The sequence below is a fragment of the Cellulosimicrobium sp. Marseille-Q8652 genome, assembly GCF_965112045.1.
Genome location: NZ_CBCOPS010000002.1, coordinates 1,680,211 through 1,696,088, shown reverse-complemented (window position 1 = coordinate 1,696,088; position 15,878 = coordinate 1,680,211). Strand labels below are relative to the sequence as shown.

Sequence of the window (15,878 nt, the reverse complement as noted above, 5' to 3'; positions counted from 1 at the left end):
GCGGCCGTGAGGCGGCCGTGAGGCAGCCGTGAGGCAGCCGTGAGGCAGCAGTGAGGTCGCGCCGCGGAGGGCGGGCGACACGCCGGACGGCACGGCGCCGGTCGAACACCTGTTCGGCTAGAGTTGTGCACAGGTGCCCACCGGGGCACGGACCCCCACCGGACCGCCACGGTGATCCACAGCCCGGATCGCCACCGACGCAGCCGTGTCGGTGGCCCCCCGTACTGTCGGGCACGACGAAAACGACGGACCACGACCGAAGGTGACCGACATGCCCGCACCTGCAGACCGCGAGAAGGCGCTCGAGGCAGCCCTCGCCCAGATCGACCGGAGCTTCGGCAAGAACTCCGTGATGCGCCTCGGGGACGAGGGGCGCGCGCCCGTCGAGGTCATCCCCACAGGCTCCATCGCGCTCGACATCGCCCTCGGCATCGGCGGCCTGCCGCGCGGTCGCGTCGTCGAGGTGTACGGCCCGGAGTCCTCCGGCAAGACGACCGTCGCGCTGCACGCCGTCGCGAGCGCGCAGCGCGCCGGCGGCATCGCCGCGTTCATCGACGCCGAGCACGCGCTCGACCCGGAGTACGCGAAGAAGCTCGGCGTGGACACCGACGCCCTGCTCGTCTCGCAGCCCGACACGGGGGAGCAGGCGCTCGAGATCACGGACATGCTCATCCGCTCCGGTGCGCTCGACATCATCGTCATCGACTCGGTCGCGGCGCTCGTGCCGAAGGCCGAGATCGAGGGCGAGATGGGCGACAGCCACGTCGGCCTCCAGGCACGCCTCATGTCCCAGGCGCTGCGCAAGATCACCGGTGCCCTCAGCGCGTCCGGCACCACGGCGATCTTCATCAACCAGCTCCGCGAGAAGATCGGCGTCTTCTTCGGGTCGCCCGAGACGACGACCGGTGGCAAGGCGCTGAAGTTCTACGCGTCGGTCCGGCTCGACATCCGCCGCATCGAGACCCTCAAGGAGGGGACGGACGCGGTCGGCAACCGGACGCGCGTCAAGGTCGTCAAGAACAAGATGGCGCCGCCGTTCAAGCAGGCGGAGTTCGACATCCTCTACGGCGTCGGCATCTCCCGCGAGGGCGGTCTCATCGACATGGGCGTCGAGCACGGCTTCGTGCGCAAGTCCGGCTCGTGGTTCACCTACGGCGGGGACCAGCTCGGCCAGGGCAAGGAGAACGCGCGCACGTTCCTGCGCGACAACCCGGACCTGGCGAACGAGCTCGAGAAGAAGATCAAGGAGAAGCTCGGTGTCGGGCCGCGTGTCGACGCACCTGCCGACGCCGTCGCCGCGGCCCCGGCACCGTCGGCCGAGTCGGCGGCGGCCGCCGTCAAGGTCCCGGCCGCCGCGGCCAAGGGGAAGAAGCCGTTCTGACGGGCGAGCACCAGCAGGGACGCGAGCGTCGCGCGGGGGGCAAGGGCCCCGCACGGCGCTCGCGCCCGTCCCTGCACGAGCTGGTGGAGAGCGGCGAGATCTCCGACGCCGAGCTGACCGAGCGCGCTCGGGAGACGGTCCTGCGGATGCTCACCGCGGCACCGAAGAGCCGCGCGGAGCTCGCGCAGTCGCTCGCGCGCAAGGGGTACCCGGAGCACGTCGTGCTGCCGCTCCTCGACCGCTACGAGGAGGTCGGGCTCGTCGACGACGCCCAGTACGCCGAGATGCTCGTCCGCACCCGGCACGCCGAGCGCGGGCTGTCGCGCCGCGCCATCTCGATGGAGCTCCGGCGCCGGGGGATCGACGACGACACGTCCGCCGGTGCGCTCGAGCAGGTCGACGACGACTCCGAGGCCCAGGCGGCACGTGACCTCGCGCGGTCGCGACTGCGCCGGACGGCCGGGCTCGACCGGGACGTCCGCATCCGGCGTGCCGTCGGTGCGCTCGCCCGCAAGGGCTACTCCCCGGGCCTCGCGTTCGAGGTGGTCCAGCGCGCCCTCGACGACGAGGCCGCCGCGGACCGACCCGACGCGTGACGCGAGCCGCGGACCGACCCGACGCGTGACGCGAGCCGCGGACCGACCCGACGCGTGACGCCGGGCCGGCCGACCCCGCCCTCGTGCCCGGTCAGCGTGCCGCGGTCGCCGTCCCGTCCGGGACCGCACCGGCCCCCGCCGTCACGGTCGGGTTGCCGATGCCGGGGCCGGCCGCGGTCGCGCCGGACGTCCTGCCCTTGAGGAAGCGCGAGAGCCACTGCGCGAGGCTCGTCAGCAGGAAGTTGATGATGATGAAGACGATGGCCGCGATCGTCAGCGACTGCAGGTTGTTGCCGTTGCCGTTGCCGAAGATCTGCGCGGCACGGAGCAGCTCCGGGTACACGATGATCTGGCCGAGCGCGGTGTCCTTGAGGACGACGACGAGCTGCGACACGAGGGCCGGGAGCATCGCGATGAGGGCCTGCGGGAGCTGGATCGAGCGCAGCGTCTGCCCGCGGCTGAGCCCGACCGCCATGCCCGCCTCGAACTGCCCCTTGGGCAGGTTCCCCACCCCTGAGCGCACGAGCTCGGCGATGACGGAGCCGTTGTACAGCACCAGGGCGAGGACGACGGCGAGGAACGACGGGTTCGGCACGTCGTTGAAGCCGAAGAGCAGCCAGAAGAAGATCATCAGCAGCAGCACGGGAACCGCACGGAAGAACTCGACGACGACCCCGCTCAGCCAGCGCAGCGGTCGGAGGTGGGACAGGCGGCCGGCGCCGAAGACCAGGCCGAACGCGATGGCGCCGACGATCGCGAACGCCGCCGCCCGCAGCGTGTTCCGGAGCCCGGGCAGGTAGTAGTTCTCCCACGCGTTGGCGGTGAACACGGGGCCCCAGAGGGTCCAGGACAGCTGCCCCTTGCGCCCCAGCTCGAGCAGGACCAGCGCGGCGATGCCCAGGACGACGAGCGCCCCGACGACGTTCGCGACCGCGATGTTGCGCCGGGCCCGCGGACCGGGGGCGTCGAAGAGGACGGAGTGCTGGGAGCTCATCGGCGGACCGCCAGACGGGTCGAGAGGGACGTGGTCAGGAGCCCGATCGGGATGACGAGGATGACGAAGCCGATCGCGAACATGAAGAAGATCCCGAAGATGTCGCTCGAGTTGTTCTCGATCATCTCCCGCATCACCGTCGACGTCTCCGTCGAGACGCTCGCGGCGGCGGCGACGGTCGAGTTCTTCAGGAGGGCGATGAGCGTGTTGCCGAGCGGAGCCACGGCCCCGCGGAACGCCTGGGGCAGGATGATGAGCCGGGCGGCCGGGAGGAACGGCAGGCCGATCGCGCGCGCGGCCTCGGCCTGCCCGAGGGGCACGGTGTTCACGCCGCTGCGGATGGCCTCGCAGACGAACGCCGCGTGATAGACGGTCAGACCGATCACGGCGAAGCGGAAGAAGTTCGTGGCGAAGTCGGGCGAGAGGCTGATCTGCAGCTGCGTCCACACGGCCAGGACCATGAAGGTCATGATGATCGTCAGCGGGGTGTTGCGGAGCACGTTGACGTACGCGGCCCCGGCCCACTGCAGGCTCGCGATCGGCGAGATCCGCATGAGGGCGAGGACCGTGCCGAGCACGAGCGAGAGGATCGCGGCCCAGAAGGTCAGCTGGATGTTGACCCAGAACGCGCCGGCCACGTCGTACTGCGTGAAGAGCTCGGCCATCTGGGACAGGAAGTCACCCACGGTTCGTCATCCTCCGGGTGGTGTGCTGGCGGCGGGCGCCGCGACGGACGGACGAGGGGAGCGGCGCGGCGCGCCGCTCCCCTCGTGCCGGGGTCAGGCGCAGGCGTCGACCGACGGCGGGTTCTCGCTCGAGTTCGGCGTGTACCCGGTGCCCTCGGTGTTGGCCGTGACGGCCTCCTCCCAGGAACCGTCCTCGATCATCTCCTCGATGGCCGCGTTGATGTCCTCGCAGGTCTCGTTGTCCTGCGGGAGGCCGACGCCGTAGCGCTCGGTGGAGAACGGCGCGCCGACGACCTTGACCTTGCCCTGGTTGTTCGGCTGCGCGGCGAGGCCGGCGAGGATGATGTCGTCGGTGGTCACGGCGTCGACCTGGCCGGCGGTGAGGGCGGTGACGCACTCCGCGTAGCCGGGACGCTCGAGGAGCTGGACGCCCGCGGCGTACTCGTCCTTGATGCGCTGCGCGGACGTCGAGCCCGTCACCGAGCACAGGTTCTTGCCCTCGAGCGACTCGGGGCCGGTGATGTCCGTGTTGTCCTCGGCGACGAGGAGGTCCTGGCCCGCGACGAAGTACGGACCGGCGAAGGCGACCGTCTCCTTGCGCTCGTCGGTGATCGAGTACGTCGCGAAGATCATGTCGACCTGGTTCGTCTGCAGCATCGTCTCGCGCTGCGCGGACGGGGCCTCGACCCACTCGATCTGGTCCGCGGAGTACCCGAGCTTCTCGGCCACGTAGGTCGCGACGTCGACGTCGAACCCGGTGTACTCGCTGCCGTCCTGGTAGCCGAGGCCCGGCTGGTCGAACTTGATGCCGATGCGGATCGAGTCCCCCGCGTCGTTGGTGTCGGACTGCTCGGGGTCCGTGGTGGTGCTGTCGGCCCCGATCTCGCTGTTGTCGCCGCCGCACGCGGCGAGCGTGAGAGCGGTCAGCGCTGCGAGGACGGCGACGCCTGCGTGTCGTGTGCGCATCGTTCTTACCCTTCGTGAGTGGTGGCCTCCCGCCGAGGTGTGCCTCGGGCGGGCGGCCGGTGTGGGAGCTGTCGGAACTCAGTGGGTGAGGATCTTCGAGAGGAAGTCCTTCGCGCGGTCGCTCTTCGGCGCGGTGAAGAACTCCTCGGGGGGCGCCTCCTCGACGATCTGGCCGTCGGACATGAACACGACGCGGTTCGCGGCCTTGCGGGCGAACCCCATCTCGTGCGTGACGACGATCATCGTCATGCCCTCCTTCGCGAGGGCGACCATGACGTCGAGGACCTCGTTGATCATCTCGGGGTCGAGCGCCGACGTGGGCTCGTCGAAGAGCATGACCTTCGGCTGCATCGCGAGCGCGCGGGCGATCGCGACGCGCTGCTGCTGTCCGCCCGAGAGCTGCGCCGGCATCTTCTGGGCCTGGTTCTTCACGCCCACGCGGTCGAGCAGCGCGAGCGCGCGCTCCTTGGCGTCCTTCGACTTCTCGCGGCGGACCTTGACGGGTCCCAGCGTCACGTTGTCGAGGATGGTCTTGTGCGCGAAGAGGTTGAACGACTGGAAGACCATGCCGACGTCGGCGCGCAGCCGGGCGAGGGCCTTGCCCTCCTCGGGCAGCGGCACGCCGTCGATCCGGATCTCGCCGCCGTCGATGGTCTCGAGACGGTTGATCGCCCGGCACAGCGTCGACTTCCCGGACCCCGACGGCCCGATGACCACGAGCACCTCGCCCCGACGGACCGTGAGGTTGATGTTCTGCAGGACGTGGAGCGACCCGAAATGCTTGTCGACGCCGCGCAGCTCGACGAGCGGGTCTCCCAGGGCCTCGTCGGACCGCCCGGTGGTCGGCTGGTCGCTCACGGCAGCACCGGACGGCACGTCGGACGGCAGGGGGGAGTCATCGACCATTTTTCGAACATAGGGGGCAACTGTTGCTGCCGCCACCGAATCGCGCAACAGTCCGGCAACAGTTCCGTAACACCGGTGGCTGCGCCGTACCCTGGACGGTGATGTCCACGATCGCCCCCGCCCCGCTCCCGACCGCCGACGCCCTCGACGGCGGCCCCCGCACGTACGTCGTGCGCACGCTCGGCTGCCAGATGAACGTCCACGACTCCGAGCACATGGCCGGCATGCTCGAGCAGGCGGGGTACACGCGCGCCAGCGCGGCGGACGAGGCGGCGAGCCGCGCCGACGTCGTGGTCATCAACACGTGCGCCGTCCGCGAGAACGCGGCGACCCGCCTGTACGGCAACCTCGGCCAGCTCGCGTCGCTCAAGGCGCAGCGCCCCGGCATGCAGATCGCCGTCGGCGGATGCCTCGCGCAGAAGGACCGCGGGACGATCGTCGACAAGGCTCCGTGGGTGGACGTCGTGTTCGGCACCCACAACCTCGACGCGCTCCCGGTCCTCCTCGAGCGTGCGCGCCACAACGAGGCGGCCCAGGTCGAGATCGCGGAGTCCCTGCAGGTCTTCCCCTCGACGCTCCCGACGAAGCGCGAGTCGGTCTACGCCGGCTGGGTGTCGATCAGCGTCGGCTGCAACAACACGTGCACGTTCTGCATCGTCCCGCACCTGCGCGGGAAGGAGCGCGACCGTCGCCCGGGCGAGGTGCTCGCCGAGGTCGGCGCGCTCGTCGAGGCGGGCGCGATCGAGGTCACGCTGCTCGGCCAGAACGTCAACAGCTACGGCGTCGAGTTCGGGGACCGGGGCGCGTTCGCCAAGCTGCTGCGGGCGTGCGGCACCGTCGACGGCCTCGAGCGCGTGCGGTTCACGTCCCCGCACCCGGCCGCGTTCACGGACGACGTCATCGCGGCCATGGCCGAGACCCCCAACGTCATGCCGCAGCTGCACATGCCGCTCCAGTCCGGGTCGGACCGCGTGCTCCGCGCGATGCGTCGCTCCTACCGTTCCGAGCGCTTCCTCGGCATCCTCGACCGCGTCCGCGCCGTCATGCCCGACGCCGCGATCACGACCGACGTCATCGTGGGCTTCCCCGGGGAGACCGAGGAGGACTTCGCCGACACCATGCGCGTCGTCGAGGCGTCACGGTTCTCGTCGGCGTTCATCTTCCAGTACTCGCCGCGACCGGGTACGCCCGCCGCCACGATGGACGGCCAGCTGCCGAAGGCGGTCGTCCAGGAGCGGTTCGAGCGCCTCCAGGCGCTCCAGGAGCGGATCGCCGGGCAGGAGTCGGCCCGGCAGGTGGGGCGCACCGTCGACGTCCTCGTCGGCGAGGGAGCGGGGCGCAAGGACGGCGCGACGCACCGGCTCACCGGCCGCGCGCCGGACAACCGTCTCGTCCACCTCGCGCTGCCGGCGGGCGTCCCGCTGACCGACGCCGTCCAGCCGGTCGCCGGCGGGGGACCCGTCGCCGTCCCGGAGGACGTCGACCCGCGCCTCGCGGAGACGCCGGACGCACGCCTGCCGCGACCGGGCGACGTCGTCACCGTCGAGGTGACGCGCGCCGCGCCGCACCACCTCATCGCGGACTCGGCGCTCGCGGGCGGGACGTTCGCCGTGCGGCGCACCCGATCGGGCGACGCGTGGGCCGCGCGCGAGCGCGCACGCCTCGGCGGCGCCGAGGACGACCACGGGCACGGCGCAGCCGCGACGGCCGGGCCGGTCGCGCTCGGCCTGCCGACCGTCCGCGCCTGATCGGCCGCGGACCCGGCCACGGCTCGACGGCCCCGGCTCAGTCCTCGACGACCCCCGGCGGCAGCTGCGCCCCGATCGCGTGGAAGAGCTGCACGGCCGTGCCGAGGCCGCACGAGACGGTCTGGGAGAGCTGCGCGTCCGTCGCGCCGTGCTCGAGGTCGACCGAGACCTCTGCGTACACGCCGAGTCGTCCCGCCTCCTCGCGCACGTAGACCTTCGGCCAGATGCGCTCGCGGTTCCAGTCGTTCACGGTCTGCAGCGTGACCAGGCGGGCCTCGAGCGGCAGCGTCGTGGACCACCGGCCGCGCACCTGGAGGATCTCGGAGCGGTCGCCGAGCAGCAGGAACCAGAACCGGTGGCCGTCCCACGTCCCCGTGATGTCGCCGTCGTCGTCGACCCGGAAGTGGTACCCACGACGCGTGAGGTGGTCCCCGATGCGGGACATCGACAGCGGGCGCGGGCGCTCCGCCTCGGCCGGGACCGACTCGGCGGACTTGGGGCGGCGGTTGCCGAAGAGCCGGGCGAACCAGCCCGTGCGCGAGGGGGTCATGGTGCCTGCCTCGCCGGGTCCGGGTAGAACTCGTCGAGCGCGTCGAAGAACATCGAGCCCGTGCTCAGACCGCACTGCAGGAGCTGGTCGAGCTGGTCGTCCGTGGCACCGTGCTCGAGGTCGACCGTGACCTCGGTGAAGACCTGGATCATGCCGTTGTCGCGCACGCGCGTATAGGTCTTGGGCCAGATGCGGTCGGCGTTCCACTCGTTGCAGAACTCGAGCACCTCCTCGAGCCGCTCGATCGCGAGGTCCCGGTTCCACTGCCCGCGCACCTGGAGGATCTCGTCGTGGTTGCCGAAGAGCAGGAAGTAGAAGAGCCGGCCGTGCCAGAGGCCGCCGACGTCGCCGTCGGAGTCGACGAAGTAGCTGTACCCGCTGTCGGTGATCCACTCGACCACGCGCGCCAGCGCGAGCGGAGCAGGGGCCCGGTCGTCGGCGGTCACCACCTGGCCGAGCTCACGGGCGAGGAGGTCCTCGACCTGGGACCGGAGCGCGTCGTCGTCCAGGCGTCCCGTCCCGGCCTCGTCGGGGAGCCCGCCGGGCTCGTCCTCCCGCCGGTCGTCGTCACGCTCGCCGAAGAACCTCACCGTCCCACCGTACTCGGCGACGGCGCGTCGCGTCGCTCCGCGGGGTCCGCGCCCGCCGGGCGGGGCGTGCGACGGCCGCTACCGTGGGTCCGGTGAGCACCCGCGCCGTCGTCCTGCCCGCCACGCCGCTCCTGGTGCCGGGCGCCGCCGGACGCACCGAGGTCCTGCGGGAGGCCCGCGCGGCGACGCTCGGGGCGCTGCACGAGCTGCTGGCGCGCGACGCTCCCGTCGTCGTGGTCGCCGCCGTGCCCGGTGGCGGTCTCGTCCGGGGCCTCGCGACCGCGTCGCTCGCCGCCGCGGGCGTGCCGAGCGGGGCCGTCGACCCGTCGTGGGTCGACACGGCCGGGGGCCCGGGCGCGACGACGGGCGGCCCGCCTCCTCGGGCCGCCGGGGTCGGGGCGTCCGTCGCGCTCCTCGCGCTCGGGGCCGCGGGTGTGCGCGACGCGCGGGATCACGCGGTGGACGTGGTCGAGCTCGGCCCGGACGTCGCGCCGGGCACGGCGCGCGACCTCGGCCGCGAGCTCCGCGCCGCCGGCGTGTCGGTGGTCGTCGCGGACGACCCCCGGTCCGCGGCGACCGCCGTCGTGCTCGACGCGTTCGTCGACGGCGCGTGGTCCGTCCGCTCCGAGCGCCTCCCCGGCGTGCCGGACGGCCAGGACTACGAGGTCCGCCGCTACGTCGGCACGGACGCCGGTGACAGCGGCACCGTCGGAGCGCCGGGGCGCGGGTACCGTTCTGCGCGTGACCTCTGAGACCGCGCGCGTGACGCGCACGTCGCCTCACCCGGTCGTGGTCGCCGTCGTGGGCCCGACGGCGACCGGCAAGTCGGACCTCGCGCTCGACCTCGCGGAGGCCCTCGGTGCGCCGGGTGGCCCCGCCGAGGTCGTCAACGCGGACGCCTACCAGCTCTACCGGGGCATGGACGTCGGGACGGCCAAGGTGCCGGTGGCGGAGCGCCGCGGCGTGCGGCACCACCTCCTCGACGTGCTCGACCCGACCGAGGACGCGTCCGTCGCGCGCTACCAGGAGCAGGCGCGCGCCGTCCTCGACGAGATCGCGGGGCGCGGCCCGCGGGCGGTCGTCGTCGGCGGCTCGGGGCTCTACGTGCGCGCGCTCCTCGACGACATGCGCTTCCCGGGCACGGACCCGGCCGTGCGGGCCGCGCTCGAGCAGCGCGCCGAGCGCGAGGGGACGCGCGCGCTGCACGACGAGCTCGCGCGGCTCGACCCCGGCGCGGCGGCGAGCATCGGTCCCGCCAACACGCGCCGGGTCGTGCGAGCGCTCGAGGTCATCGAGCTCACGGGCCGGCCGTTCACCGCGAACCTCCCGCGCCAGGAGTACGTGCGGCCCACGCTGCAGATCGGGCTCGACTGCGACCGTGCCGTGCTCGACGCGCGCGTCGAGGGCCGCGTCGGGCGCATGTGGGAGCTCGGGCTCGTGGACGAGGTGCGCCGGGTCGAGGCCGCGGGCATGGGCCGCACCGCGCGCCGGGCCGTCGGCTACGCCGAGGTGCTCGCCCACCTGCACGGCGAGTCGAGCGAGGCCGGGGCGCGCGACGCCGTGACCGCCAACACGCGCCGACTCGCGCGCAAGCAGATGGGGTGGTTCGGGCGTGACCCGCGCGTGCGCTGGCTCGACGCGCAGTCGCCCCGCCTGCTCGACGACGCGCTCGCGCTCGTGCGCGCGGCGGACGCGGGGGAGGACGCGGCGCCGGCCCCGGACGAAGCGGACACCGGTGCGCCGGTGCGCCGTAGTCTGGGCTCATGACGCGCACCCGGTTCACGAAGGGCCACGGGACCCGCAACGACTTCGTGCTGCTCGCCGACACGAAGGGCGAGCTCGACCTCACGCCCGAGCTCGTCCGCGCGCTCGCGGACCGTCGCGGCGGGATCGGCGGCGACGGCGTGATCCGGCTCGTCCCGACGGCTCTGGTCCCCGAGTCGCGCGACGTCCTCGCGCAGGACCCGCACGCGATCTGGTTCATGGACTACCGCAACGCCGACGGCTCGGTCGCGGAGATGTGCGGCAACGGGGTGCGGGTCTTCGCCGCGTTCGCCGAGAGCCTCGGCCTCGTGAGCTTCGCGGGCGGCACCGAGGTGCCCGTCGGGACGCGCGCGGGCGTCAAGCGCGTGCGCAAGGAGGACGACGGCTGGTACGCCGTCGACATGGGGCCGTGGTTCCTCCCCGGCGGGCGGGACGCGCTGCGCGCCGGCTTCGACGCGACGGTCGTCGTCCGCGGCTGGGAGGTCCCCCGGCCGGCGCTGAGCGTCGACCTCGGCAACCCGCACACGGTGCTCGCCCTGGCGCGCGAGGACCTGCTGGAGGACGCCGACCTGACGAGCGCCCCCGTCGTCGAGCCGGTGCCGCCGCGCGGCACGAACGTCGAGCTCGTCGTCCCCCTCGGCGAGACGGTCGAGGAGGACGGGACCGTCGTCGGCCACGTCCGCATGCGCGTGCACGAGCGCGGTGTGGGGGAGACGCCGTCGTGCGGGACGGGTGCGTGCGCCGCGGCGCTCGCCGTGCGCGTCTGGGGCGGGTCAGAGGCGCCGGACACGTGGTTCGTCGACGTCCCCGGCGGGACGGTGCGCGTCCGGGCGCTGCCGGACGACCACGTCGAGCTCGCCGGGCCGGCCGAGCTGGTCCACTCCGGCGAGGTGGATCTCGAGCGGCTCCTCGGGCCCGGTGCGGCAGGGGTCCCCGGAGCGGTCGCGGGAGAGCGACGCACGGACGACGCGCCGCAGGACGCACCGTCGACCGGCGCCGACGACGAGCCCGCCGTCGTCTGACGACGGCGGCCCCTCGGCGGGGTCAGGCGCCGGGCGCCTCGACCCGCAGGACGCGGAAGCCCTTGGCGCTCCCGGCCCGTCCGACCACGACGCCGGGCATCGCGGGCTCGAGGTGCTCGACCAGCCAGCGCTGCAGGGAGTCCGCCCCGAGGTTGCGCTGCACGACGAGGTGCGCGACCGCGCCGGGCGCGAGCCGCGGCAACCAGCGCAGGAGCATGCCGTGCAGCGCGTCCTTGCCGACGCGGATCGGCGGGTTCGACCACAGCGCGGCGAACGCGACGTCGTCGGGCACGTCGTCCGGGGTGACGGCCCGGACGCCGGTCAGGCCGAGCCGGTCCGCGTTGCGCCGCACGAGGTCGAGCGCGCGCTCGTTGACGTCCACCGCCCACACGGTCGCCCCCGGGGCGTCGAGGGCCATCGTCAGGGCGACCGGTCCCCAGCCGCACCCGAGGTCGAGCACGTGCGCGCCCGCGCCGACAGGGTCGCCGCCGTCGGTGCCGCTGCCGGGACCCGCGCCGACGGCTGCCGTGCCACCGAGGGCCTCGCCGAGCGGCGGGACCGTGCGCAGCAGGACCTGCGTGCCGAGGTCCAGGCGTCCGGGGGAGAAGATCCCGGAGGCCACCTCCACCTCGACGTCCCTCCCGGCGAGGCGCACGGCGAGGGTGCGCCGCTCGGCCGCGGAGGCGGGGTTCGCGGTGAAGTAGTGGTCCGGCTCGTCGCTCACGAGGCGTGATCCTACGGGGCGGTCGCACACCGGCCGGGGAATCCGTTGGCACCGGGACGTTTCCGCGTGCCACGCTTGTTCTACCCACGGGCGCACCGCGCGCCCGCGGACCACTCCCGACCGGAAGGCGGCACATGACCCAGACCCCAGCGAACCCCACGTCGGCCCGACCAGAGCCGACCGACGCGACGCGGGACATCGCGAGCGACGTCGTGGCGCGGGTGCTCGCTCGGGCCGGGACGGCGCGCGCCGAGGGCGGCACCGTCCACGCGGAGCACGACGGCGAGCAGCTCGACCTCGCGGAGCGCGCGTCGCTGCGCCGCGTCGCGGGCCTGTCGACCGAGCTCCAGGACGTCACGGAGGTCGAGTACCGGCAGCTCCGGCTCGAGAAGGTCGTGCTCGTCGGGCTGTGGAGCTCGAGCCGCGACGCGCACGAGGACGGTGCCGCGTCGAGCGCGGAGGAGGCGGAGGTCTCGCTGCGCGAGCTCGCCGCCCTCGCCGAGACCGCGGGGTCCCAGGTGCTCGACGGCGTGATCCAGCGCCGCGCGAAGCCCGACCCCGGCACCTATCTCGGGTCCGGCAAGGCCGCCGAGCTCGCCGACGTCGTCGCCGCGAGCGGTGCCGACACCGTCGTGATCGACGGCGAGCTGGCGCCCTCGCAGCGCCGTGCGCTCGAGGACATCGTCAAGGTCAAGGTCGTCGACCGGACCGCGCTGATCCTCGACATCTTCGCCCAGCACGCGAAGTCCCGGGAGGGCAAGGCGCAGGTCGAGCTCGCCCAGCTCGAGTACCTCCTGCCGCGCCTGCGCGGCTGGGGCGAGTCGATGTCCCGCCAGGCCGGTGGCCAGGTCGGCGGGGCCGGCGCGGGCATGGGCTCGCGCGGCCCGGGTGAGACGAAGATCGAGCTGGACCGACGGCGCATCCGCAACCGCATGGCCAAGCTGCGCCGGGAGATCCAGGCCATGGCCCCGGGCCGCGAGACCAAGCGGTCGTCGCGCAAGCGCCACGAGATCCCCTCGGTCGCCATCGCGGGCTACACGAACGCGGGCAAGTCGAGCCTCCTCAACGCGCTCACGGGCGCGGGGGTGCTCGTCGAGAACGCGCTCTTCGCGACCCTCGACCCGACGGTCCGGCGCACGCGGACGGAGGACGGTCGCGTGTACACGCTGGCGGACACCGTCGGCTTCGTGCGCGCGCTCCCGCACCAGCTCGTCGAGGCGTTCCGGTCGACGCTCGAGGAGGTCGGCCAGTCCGACCTGCTGCTGCACGTCGTCGACGCGTCGCACCCGGACCCGGAGGGCCAGATCGCCGCGGTCCGGCACGTGCTCGCCGACATCCCGGGCGTCCAGGACGTCCTCGAGGTGGTCGTGCTCAACAAGGCCGACGTCGCCGACCCGGAGGTCGTCGACCGCATCCGGCGGCGGGAGCGGCGCACGGTCGTCGTGTCGGCGCACACGGGCGCGGGGATCGACGAGCTGCGTCAGCTCATCGCGGACGAGCTGCCGCGACCCGACGTGACGATCGACGTCGTCGTGCCCTACAGCCGCGGCGACCTCGTGCACCGCGTCCACACCGAGGGTGAGATCGACCACGAGGAGCACACGCCCGAGGGCACGCTCCTGCGCGGCCGTGTCGCCGAGGCGCTCGCGGCCGAGCTCGCAGGCGCGGCCGCGAGCTCCTGAGCGGTCGCTCGACGAGCGTCGCCGACGGCGCCGCCCGGCACCGGAGTGCCGCGCGGCGCCGTCGTGCGTCGTCCACAACCCTGCGGTCGAGCCCGAGGAGCGTCGGCGCCCGACCGTAGACTCGACGCGTGCCTCCCGTCTCTCCCGCCACGAACCGTCCGACCGAGGACACCGCGGCGGCGGACGGCCCGCCCTCCCGTGACGCGGCAGCGCTCGCCGGGGTCCCGGACGTCGACACGCTGCTCGACCTCGCCGTCGGCAGGCTCGGCGGCGCACGCCGGGACGGCCAGCACGCGATGGCGGGCGCCGTCGCCGGGTCCATCGGGAGCGGCGAGCACCTCGTCGTGCAGGCGGGGACCGGTACGGGGAAGTCGCTCGGGTACCTCGTGCCCGCGGTGCGGCACGCCGTCGCGACCGACGAGCGCGTCGTCGTCTCGACGGCCACGCTCGCGCTCCAGCGCCAGGTCATCACCCGGGACCTCCCGCTCGTCGCGGAGGCGATCGGCGCGGAGCTGCCGCGCCCGGCCTCGATCGCCCTCCTCAAGGGCTGGCACAACTACGTGTGCGTCCACAAGGTGGCCGGCGGGTACCCGACGGACGAGCCGACGCTCTTCGACCTGCCCGGCGAGACGGCGGGCGCGACCGACCACCCGCCCGCGCGGGCCGACGGCCGCGCGGCACCGTCGCTCGGCGAGCAGGTCGTGCGCGTGCGCGAGTGGGCCCAGGAGACGACGACCGGTGACCGGGACGACCTCGTCCCCGGGGTGAGCGACAAGGCGTGGCGGCAGGTCTCGGTGACCGCTCTCGAGTGCCTCGGCCAGCGCTGCCCGCTGCTCGCCGAGTGCTTCCCCGACAAGGCCCGGGCGGCCGCGCGCGAGGCCGACGTCGTCGTGACGAACCACGCGATGCTCGGCATCGCCGCGATGGGCTCGCCGGGCGTGCTGCCCGAGCACGACGTCCTCGTGGTCGACGAGGCGCACGAGCTCGCCGACCGCGTGACGGCGGCCGCGACCGTCGACCTCTCCGTCCCCGCCATCGAGGGCGCCGCGCGCCTCGCGCGCCGGCACGGCGGCGCCACGACCGACACGCTCGACGCCGCCTCCGCGGCCTTCGGCACCGTGGTCGGCGCCCTGCCCGCGGAGCGCTTCCCCGACGGGCTGCCCGACGGCGCGCGCGACGCCGTCGCGGCCGTGCGCGACGCGGCGCGCGAGGTGCTCTCGCGCCTCAAGCCCGAGACGGGCGTCCAGAAGCCCGCGACCCCGGACACGGGCCTGAAGATGGCGCAGTCGGCGATGCTCCAGCTGTTCGAGGTCGCCGAGCGGATGGCCGGGGACCCGACCGGGCACGACGTCCTCTGGTGCTCGCGGCCCGGCGAGGGCGGCTGGTCGGCCGACCGGTTCGGCGAGGGCGCGAGCCGGCTGCACGCGGCGCCCCTGGGGGTCGCGGGTCTCATCCGTACCCACCTCCTCACCGAGCGCACCGGGGTCTTCACGTCCGCGACGCTCGCCCTCGGCGGGACCTTCGACGCCGTCGCCCGTACCTTCGGGCTGGGCGGGGGCGCGTCGGACGGCGAGGAGGCGCCGTCCTGGCGTGGCCTCGACGTCGGCAGCCCGTTCGACTACCCGCGCCAGGGGATCCTCTACGTCGCGAAGCACCTGCCGACACCCGGGCGGGAGGCCGCGACCGAGCACCAGCTCGACGAGATCGCGGCGCTCGTCGAGGCGGCCGGCGGCCGCACCCTCGGCCTGTTCTCGTCGCGTCGCGCCGCGGTCGCGGCGGCCGAGGCGATGCGCGAGCGGCTCGACGTCCCCGTGCTGTGCCAGGGGGACGACCAGCTCCCGACGCTCGTGCGCGAGTTCGCCGACGACCCGGCGACCTGCCTGTTCGGGACGCTCTCCCTGTGGCAGGGCGTGGACGTGCCCGGCCCGTCGTGCCAGCTCGTGCTCATCGACCGCATCCCGTTCCCCCGGCCGGACGACCCGGTGCGGTCGGCGCGCGCCCGCGCGGTCGAGGCCGCCGGCGGGAACGGGTTCATGCAGGTGTCCGCGACGCACGCCGCGCTCCTGCTCGCGCAGGGCGCGGGGCGCCTGGTCCGTTCGACGACCGACCGCGGCGTGGTGGCCGTGCTCGACCCCCGTCTCGTCACGGCGCGCTACGGCACGTTCCTCACGCGCTCGATGCCGGGGTTCTGGCAGACGACCGACCGCGAGGTCGCTGCCGCTGCGCTGCGACGCCTCGCCGCCCTAGGCTGAGCGCAACCCACGAGACG

The 15,878-nt window shown here is 73.8% G+C and carries 15 protein-coding genes; 8 read left to right on the top strand and 7 right to left on the bottom strand.

The genetic code is table 11. The features are described from left to right. Window positions 1-271 precede the first annotated feature (271 nt). Both recA and ACWPWV_RS17595 read left to right on the top strand, forming a co-directional pair. Window positions 272-1,381, top strand: coding sequence for a recombinase RecA (recA, locus tag ACWPWV_RS17600; protein WP_454044195.1), 1,110 nt, complete (start codon window positions 272-274; stop codon window positions 1,379-1,381). An 83-nt stretch (window positions 1,382-1,464) separates the two neighbouring features. Further along, window positions 1,465-1,977 carry a regulatory protein RecX gene (locus ACWPWV_RS17595; RefSeq protein WP_454044194.1) on the top strand — a complete coding sequence of 171 codons (513 nt, stop codon included), beginning with the start codon at window positions 1,465-1,467 and terminating at the stop codon, window positions 1,975-1,977. A gap of 91 nt (window positions 1,978-2,068) precedes the next feature. Here the strand turns inward: ACWPWV_RS17595 and ACWPWV_RS17590 are convergent, their stop codons facing one another. The 4 genes from ACWPWV_RS17590 to ACWPWV_RS17575 form a co-directional block, all read right to left on the bottom strand. After that, entirely contained in the window at window positions 2,069-2,971 is a 903-nt protein-coding gene (locus ACWPWV_RS17590; protein ID WP_454044193.1) for an amino acid ABC transporter permease, read from the bottom strand. Beyond that, a complete protein-coding gene (locus tag ACWPWV_RS17585; protein WP_454044586.1) occupies window positions 2,968-3,636 on the bottom strand; it encodes an amino acid ABC transporter permease in 669 nt (222 codons plus the stop codon). The genes ACWPWV_RS17590 and ACWPWV_RS17585 overlap by 4 nt, the downstream gene beginning before the upstream one ends. A 114-nt stretch (window positions 3,637-3,750) precedes the next feature. Further along, the gene (locus tag ACWPWV_RS17580) at window positions 3,751-4,623 is read right to left on the bottom strand and encodes a glutamate ABC transporter substrate-binding protein (protein ID WP_454044192.1); all 873 of its coding nucleotides are present in this window, start codon (window positions 4,621-4,623) and stop codon (window positions 3,751-3,753) included. A gap of 78 nt (window positions 4,624-4,701) precedes the next feature. Beyond that, entirely contained in the window at window positions 4,702-5,529 is an 828-nt protein-coding gene (locus ACWPWV_RS17575) for an amino acid ABC transporter ATP-binding protein (RefSeq protein WP_454044191.1), read from the bottom strand. Window positions 5,530-5,630: 101 nt separating this feature from the next. On the opposite strand from ACWPWV_RS17575, the gene miaB reads away from it, so the two are divergent. Then, window positions 5,631-7,277, top strand: coding sequence for a tRNA (N6-isopentenyl adenosine(37)-C2)-methylthiotransferase MiaB (miaB, locus tag ACWPWV_RS17570; protein WP_454044190.1), 1,647 nt, complete (start codon window positions 5,631-5,633; stop codon window positions 7,275-7,277). Between the two features lie 37 nt (window positions 7,278-7,314). Here the strand turns inward: miaB and ACWPWV_RS17565 are convergent, their stop codons facing one another. Both ACWPWV_RS17565 and ACWPWV_RS17560 read right to left on the bottom strand, forming a co-directional pair. Further along, on the bottom strand, window positions 7,315-7,827 hold the full coding sequence (locus ACWPWV_RS17565) for a YbjN domain-containing protein (protein WP_454044189.1): 513 nt from the start codon (window positions 7,825-7,827) through the stop codon (window positions 7,315-7,317). Beyond that, window positions 7,824-8,417 (bottom strand): YbjN domain-containing protein, encoded by a 594-nt coding sequence (locus ACWPWV_RS17560; protein WP_454044188.1) that lies wholly within the window; start codon window positions 8,415-8,417, stop codon window positions 7,824-7,826. The genes ACWPWV_RS17565 and ACWPWV_RS17560 overlap by 4 nt, the downstream gene beginning before the upstream one ends. Before the next feature lie 92 nt (window positions 8,418-8,509). Here ACWPWV_RS17560 and ACWPWV_RS17555 point away from each other — a divergent pair, with 92 nt between their 5' ends. From ACWPWV_RS17555 to dapF, 3 genes are read left to right on the top strand one after another with little or no spacing between them, the layout of a single operon-like run. After that, window positions 8,510-9,169 carry a hypothetical protein gene (locus ACWPWV_RS17555; RefSeq protein WP_454044187.1) on the top strand — a complete coding sequence of 220 codons (660 nt, stop codon included), beginning with the start codon at window positions 8,510-8,512 and terminating at the stop codon, window positions 9,167-9,169. After that, window positions 9,159-10,184 carry a tRNA (adenosine(37)-N6)-dimethylallyltransferase MiaA gene (miaA, locus tag ACWPWV_RS17550; RefSeq protein WP_454044186.1) on the top strand — a complete coding sequence of 342 codons (1,026 nt, stop codon included), beginning with the start codon at window positions 9,159-9,161 and terminating at the stop codon, window positions 10,182-10,184. The genes ACWPWV_RS17555 and miaA overlap by 11 nt, the downstream gene beginning before the upstream one ends. Further along, entirely contained in the window at window positions 10,181-11,203 is a 1,023-nt protein-coding gene (gene dapF / locus ACWPWV_RS17545; RefSeq protein ID WP_454044185.1) for a diaminopimelate epimerase, read from the top strand. The genes miaA and dapF overlap by 4 nt, the downstream gene beginning before the upstream one ends. A gap of 22 nt (window positions 11,204-11,225) precedes the next feature. Here the strand turns inward: dapF and ACWPWV_RS17540 are convergent, their stop codons facing one another. After that, on the bottom strand, window positions 11,226-11,927 hold the full coding sequence (locus ACWPWV_RS17540) for a class I SAM-dependent methyltransferase (protein WP_454044184.1): 702 nt from the start codon (window positions 11,925-11,927) through the stop codon (window positions 11,226-11,228). A gap of 134 nt (window positions 11,928-12,061) precedes the next feature. Here ACWPWV_RS17540 and hflX point away from each other — a divergent pair, with 134 nt between their 5' ends. Both hflX and ACWPWV_RS17530 read left to right on the top strand, forming a co-directional pair. After that, a complete protein-coding gene (gene hflX, locus ACWPWV_RS17535; RefSeq protein ID WP_454044183.1) occupies window positions 12,062-13,609 on the top strand; it encodes a GTPase HflX in 1,548 nt (515 codons plus the stop codon). 128 nt (window positions 13,610-13,737) lie between these two features. Continuing rightward, window positions 13,738-15,861 carry an ATP-dependent DNA helicase gene (locus ACWPWV_RS17530; protein WP_454044182.1) on the top strand — a complete coding sequence of 708 codons (2,124 nt, stop codon included), beginning with the start codon at window positions 13,738-13,740 and terminating at the stop codon, window positions 15,859-15,861. The last annotated feature ends 17 nt before the right edge of the window (window positions 15,862-15,878 follow it).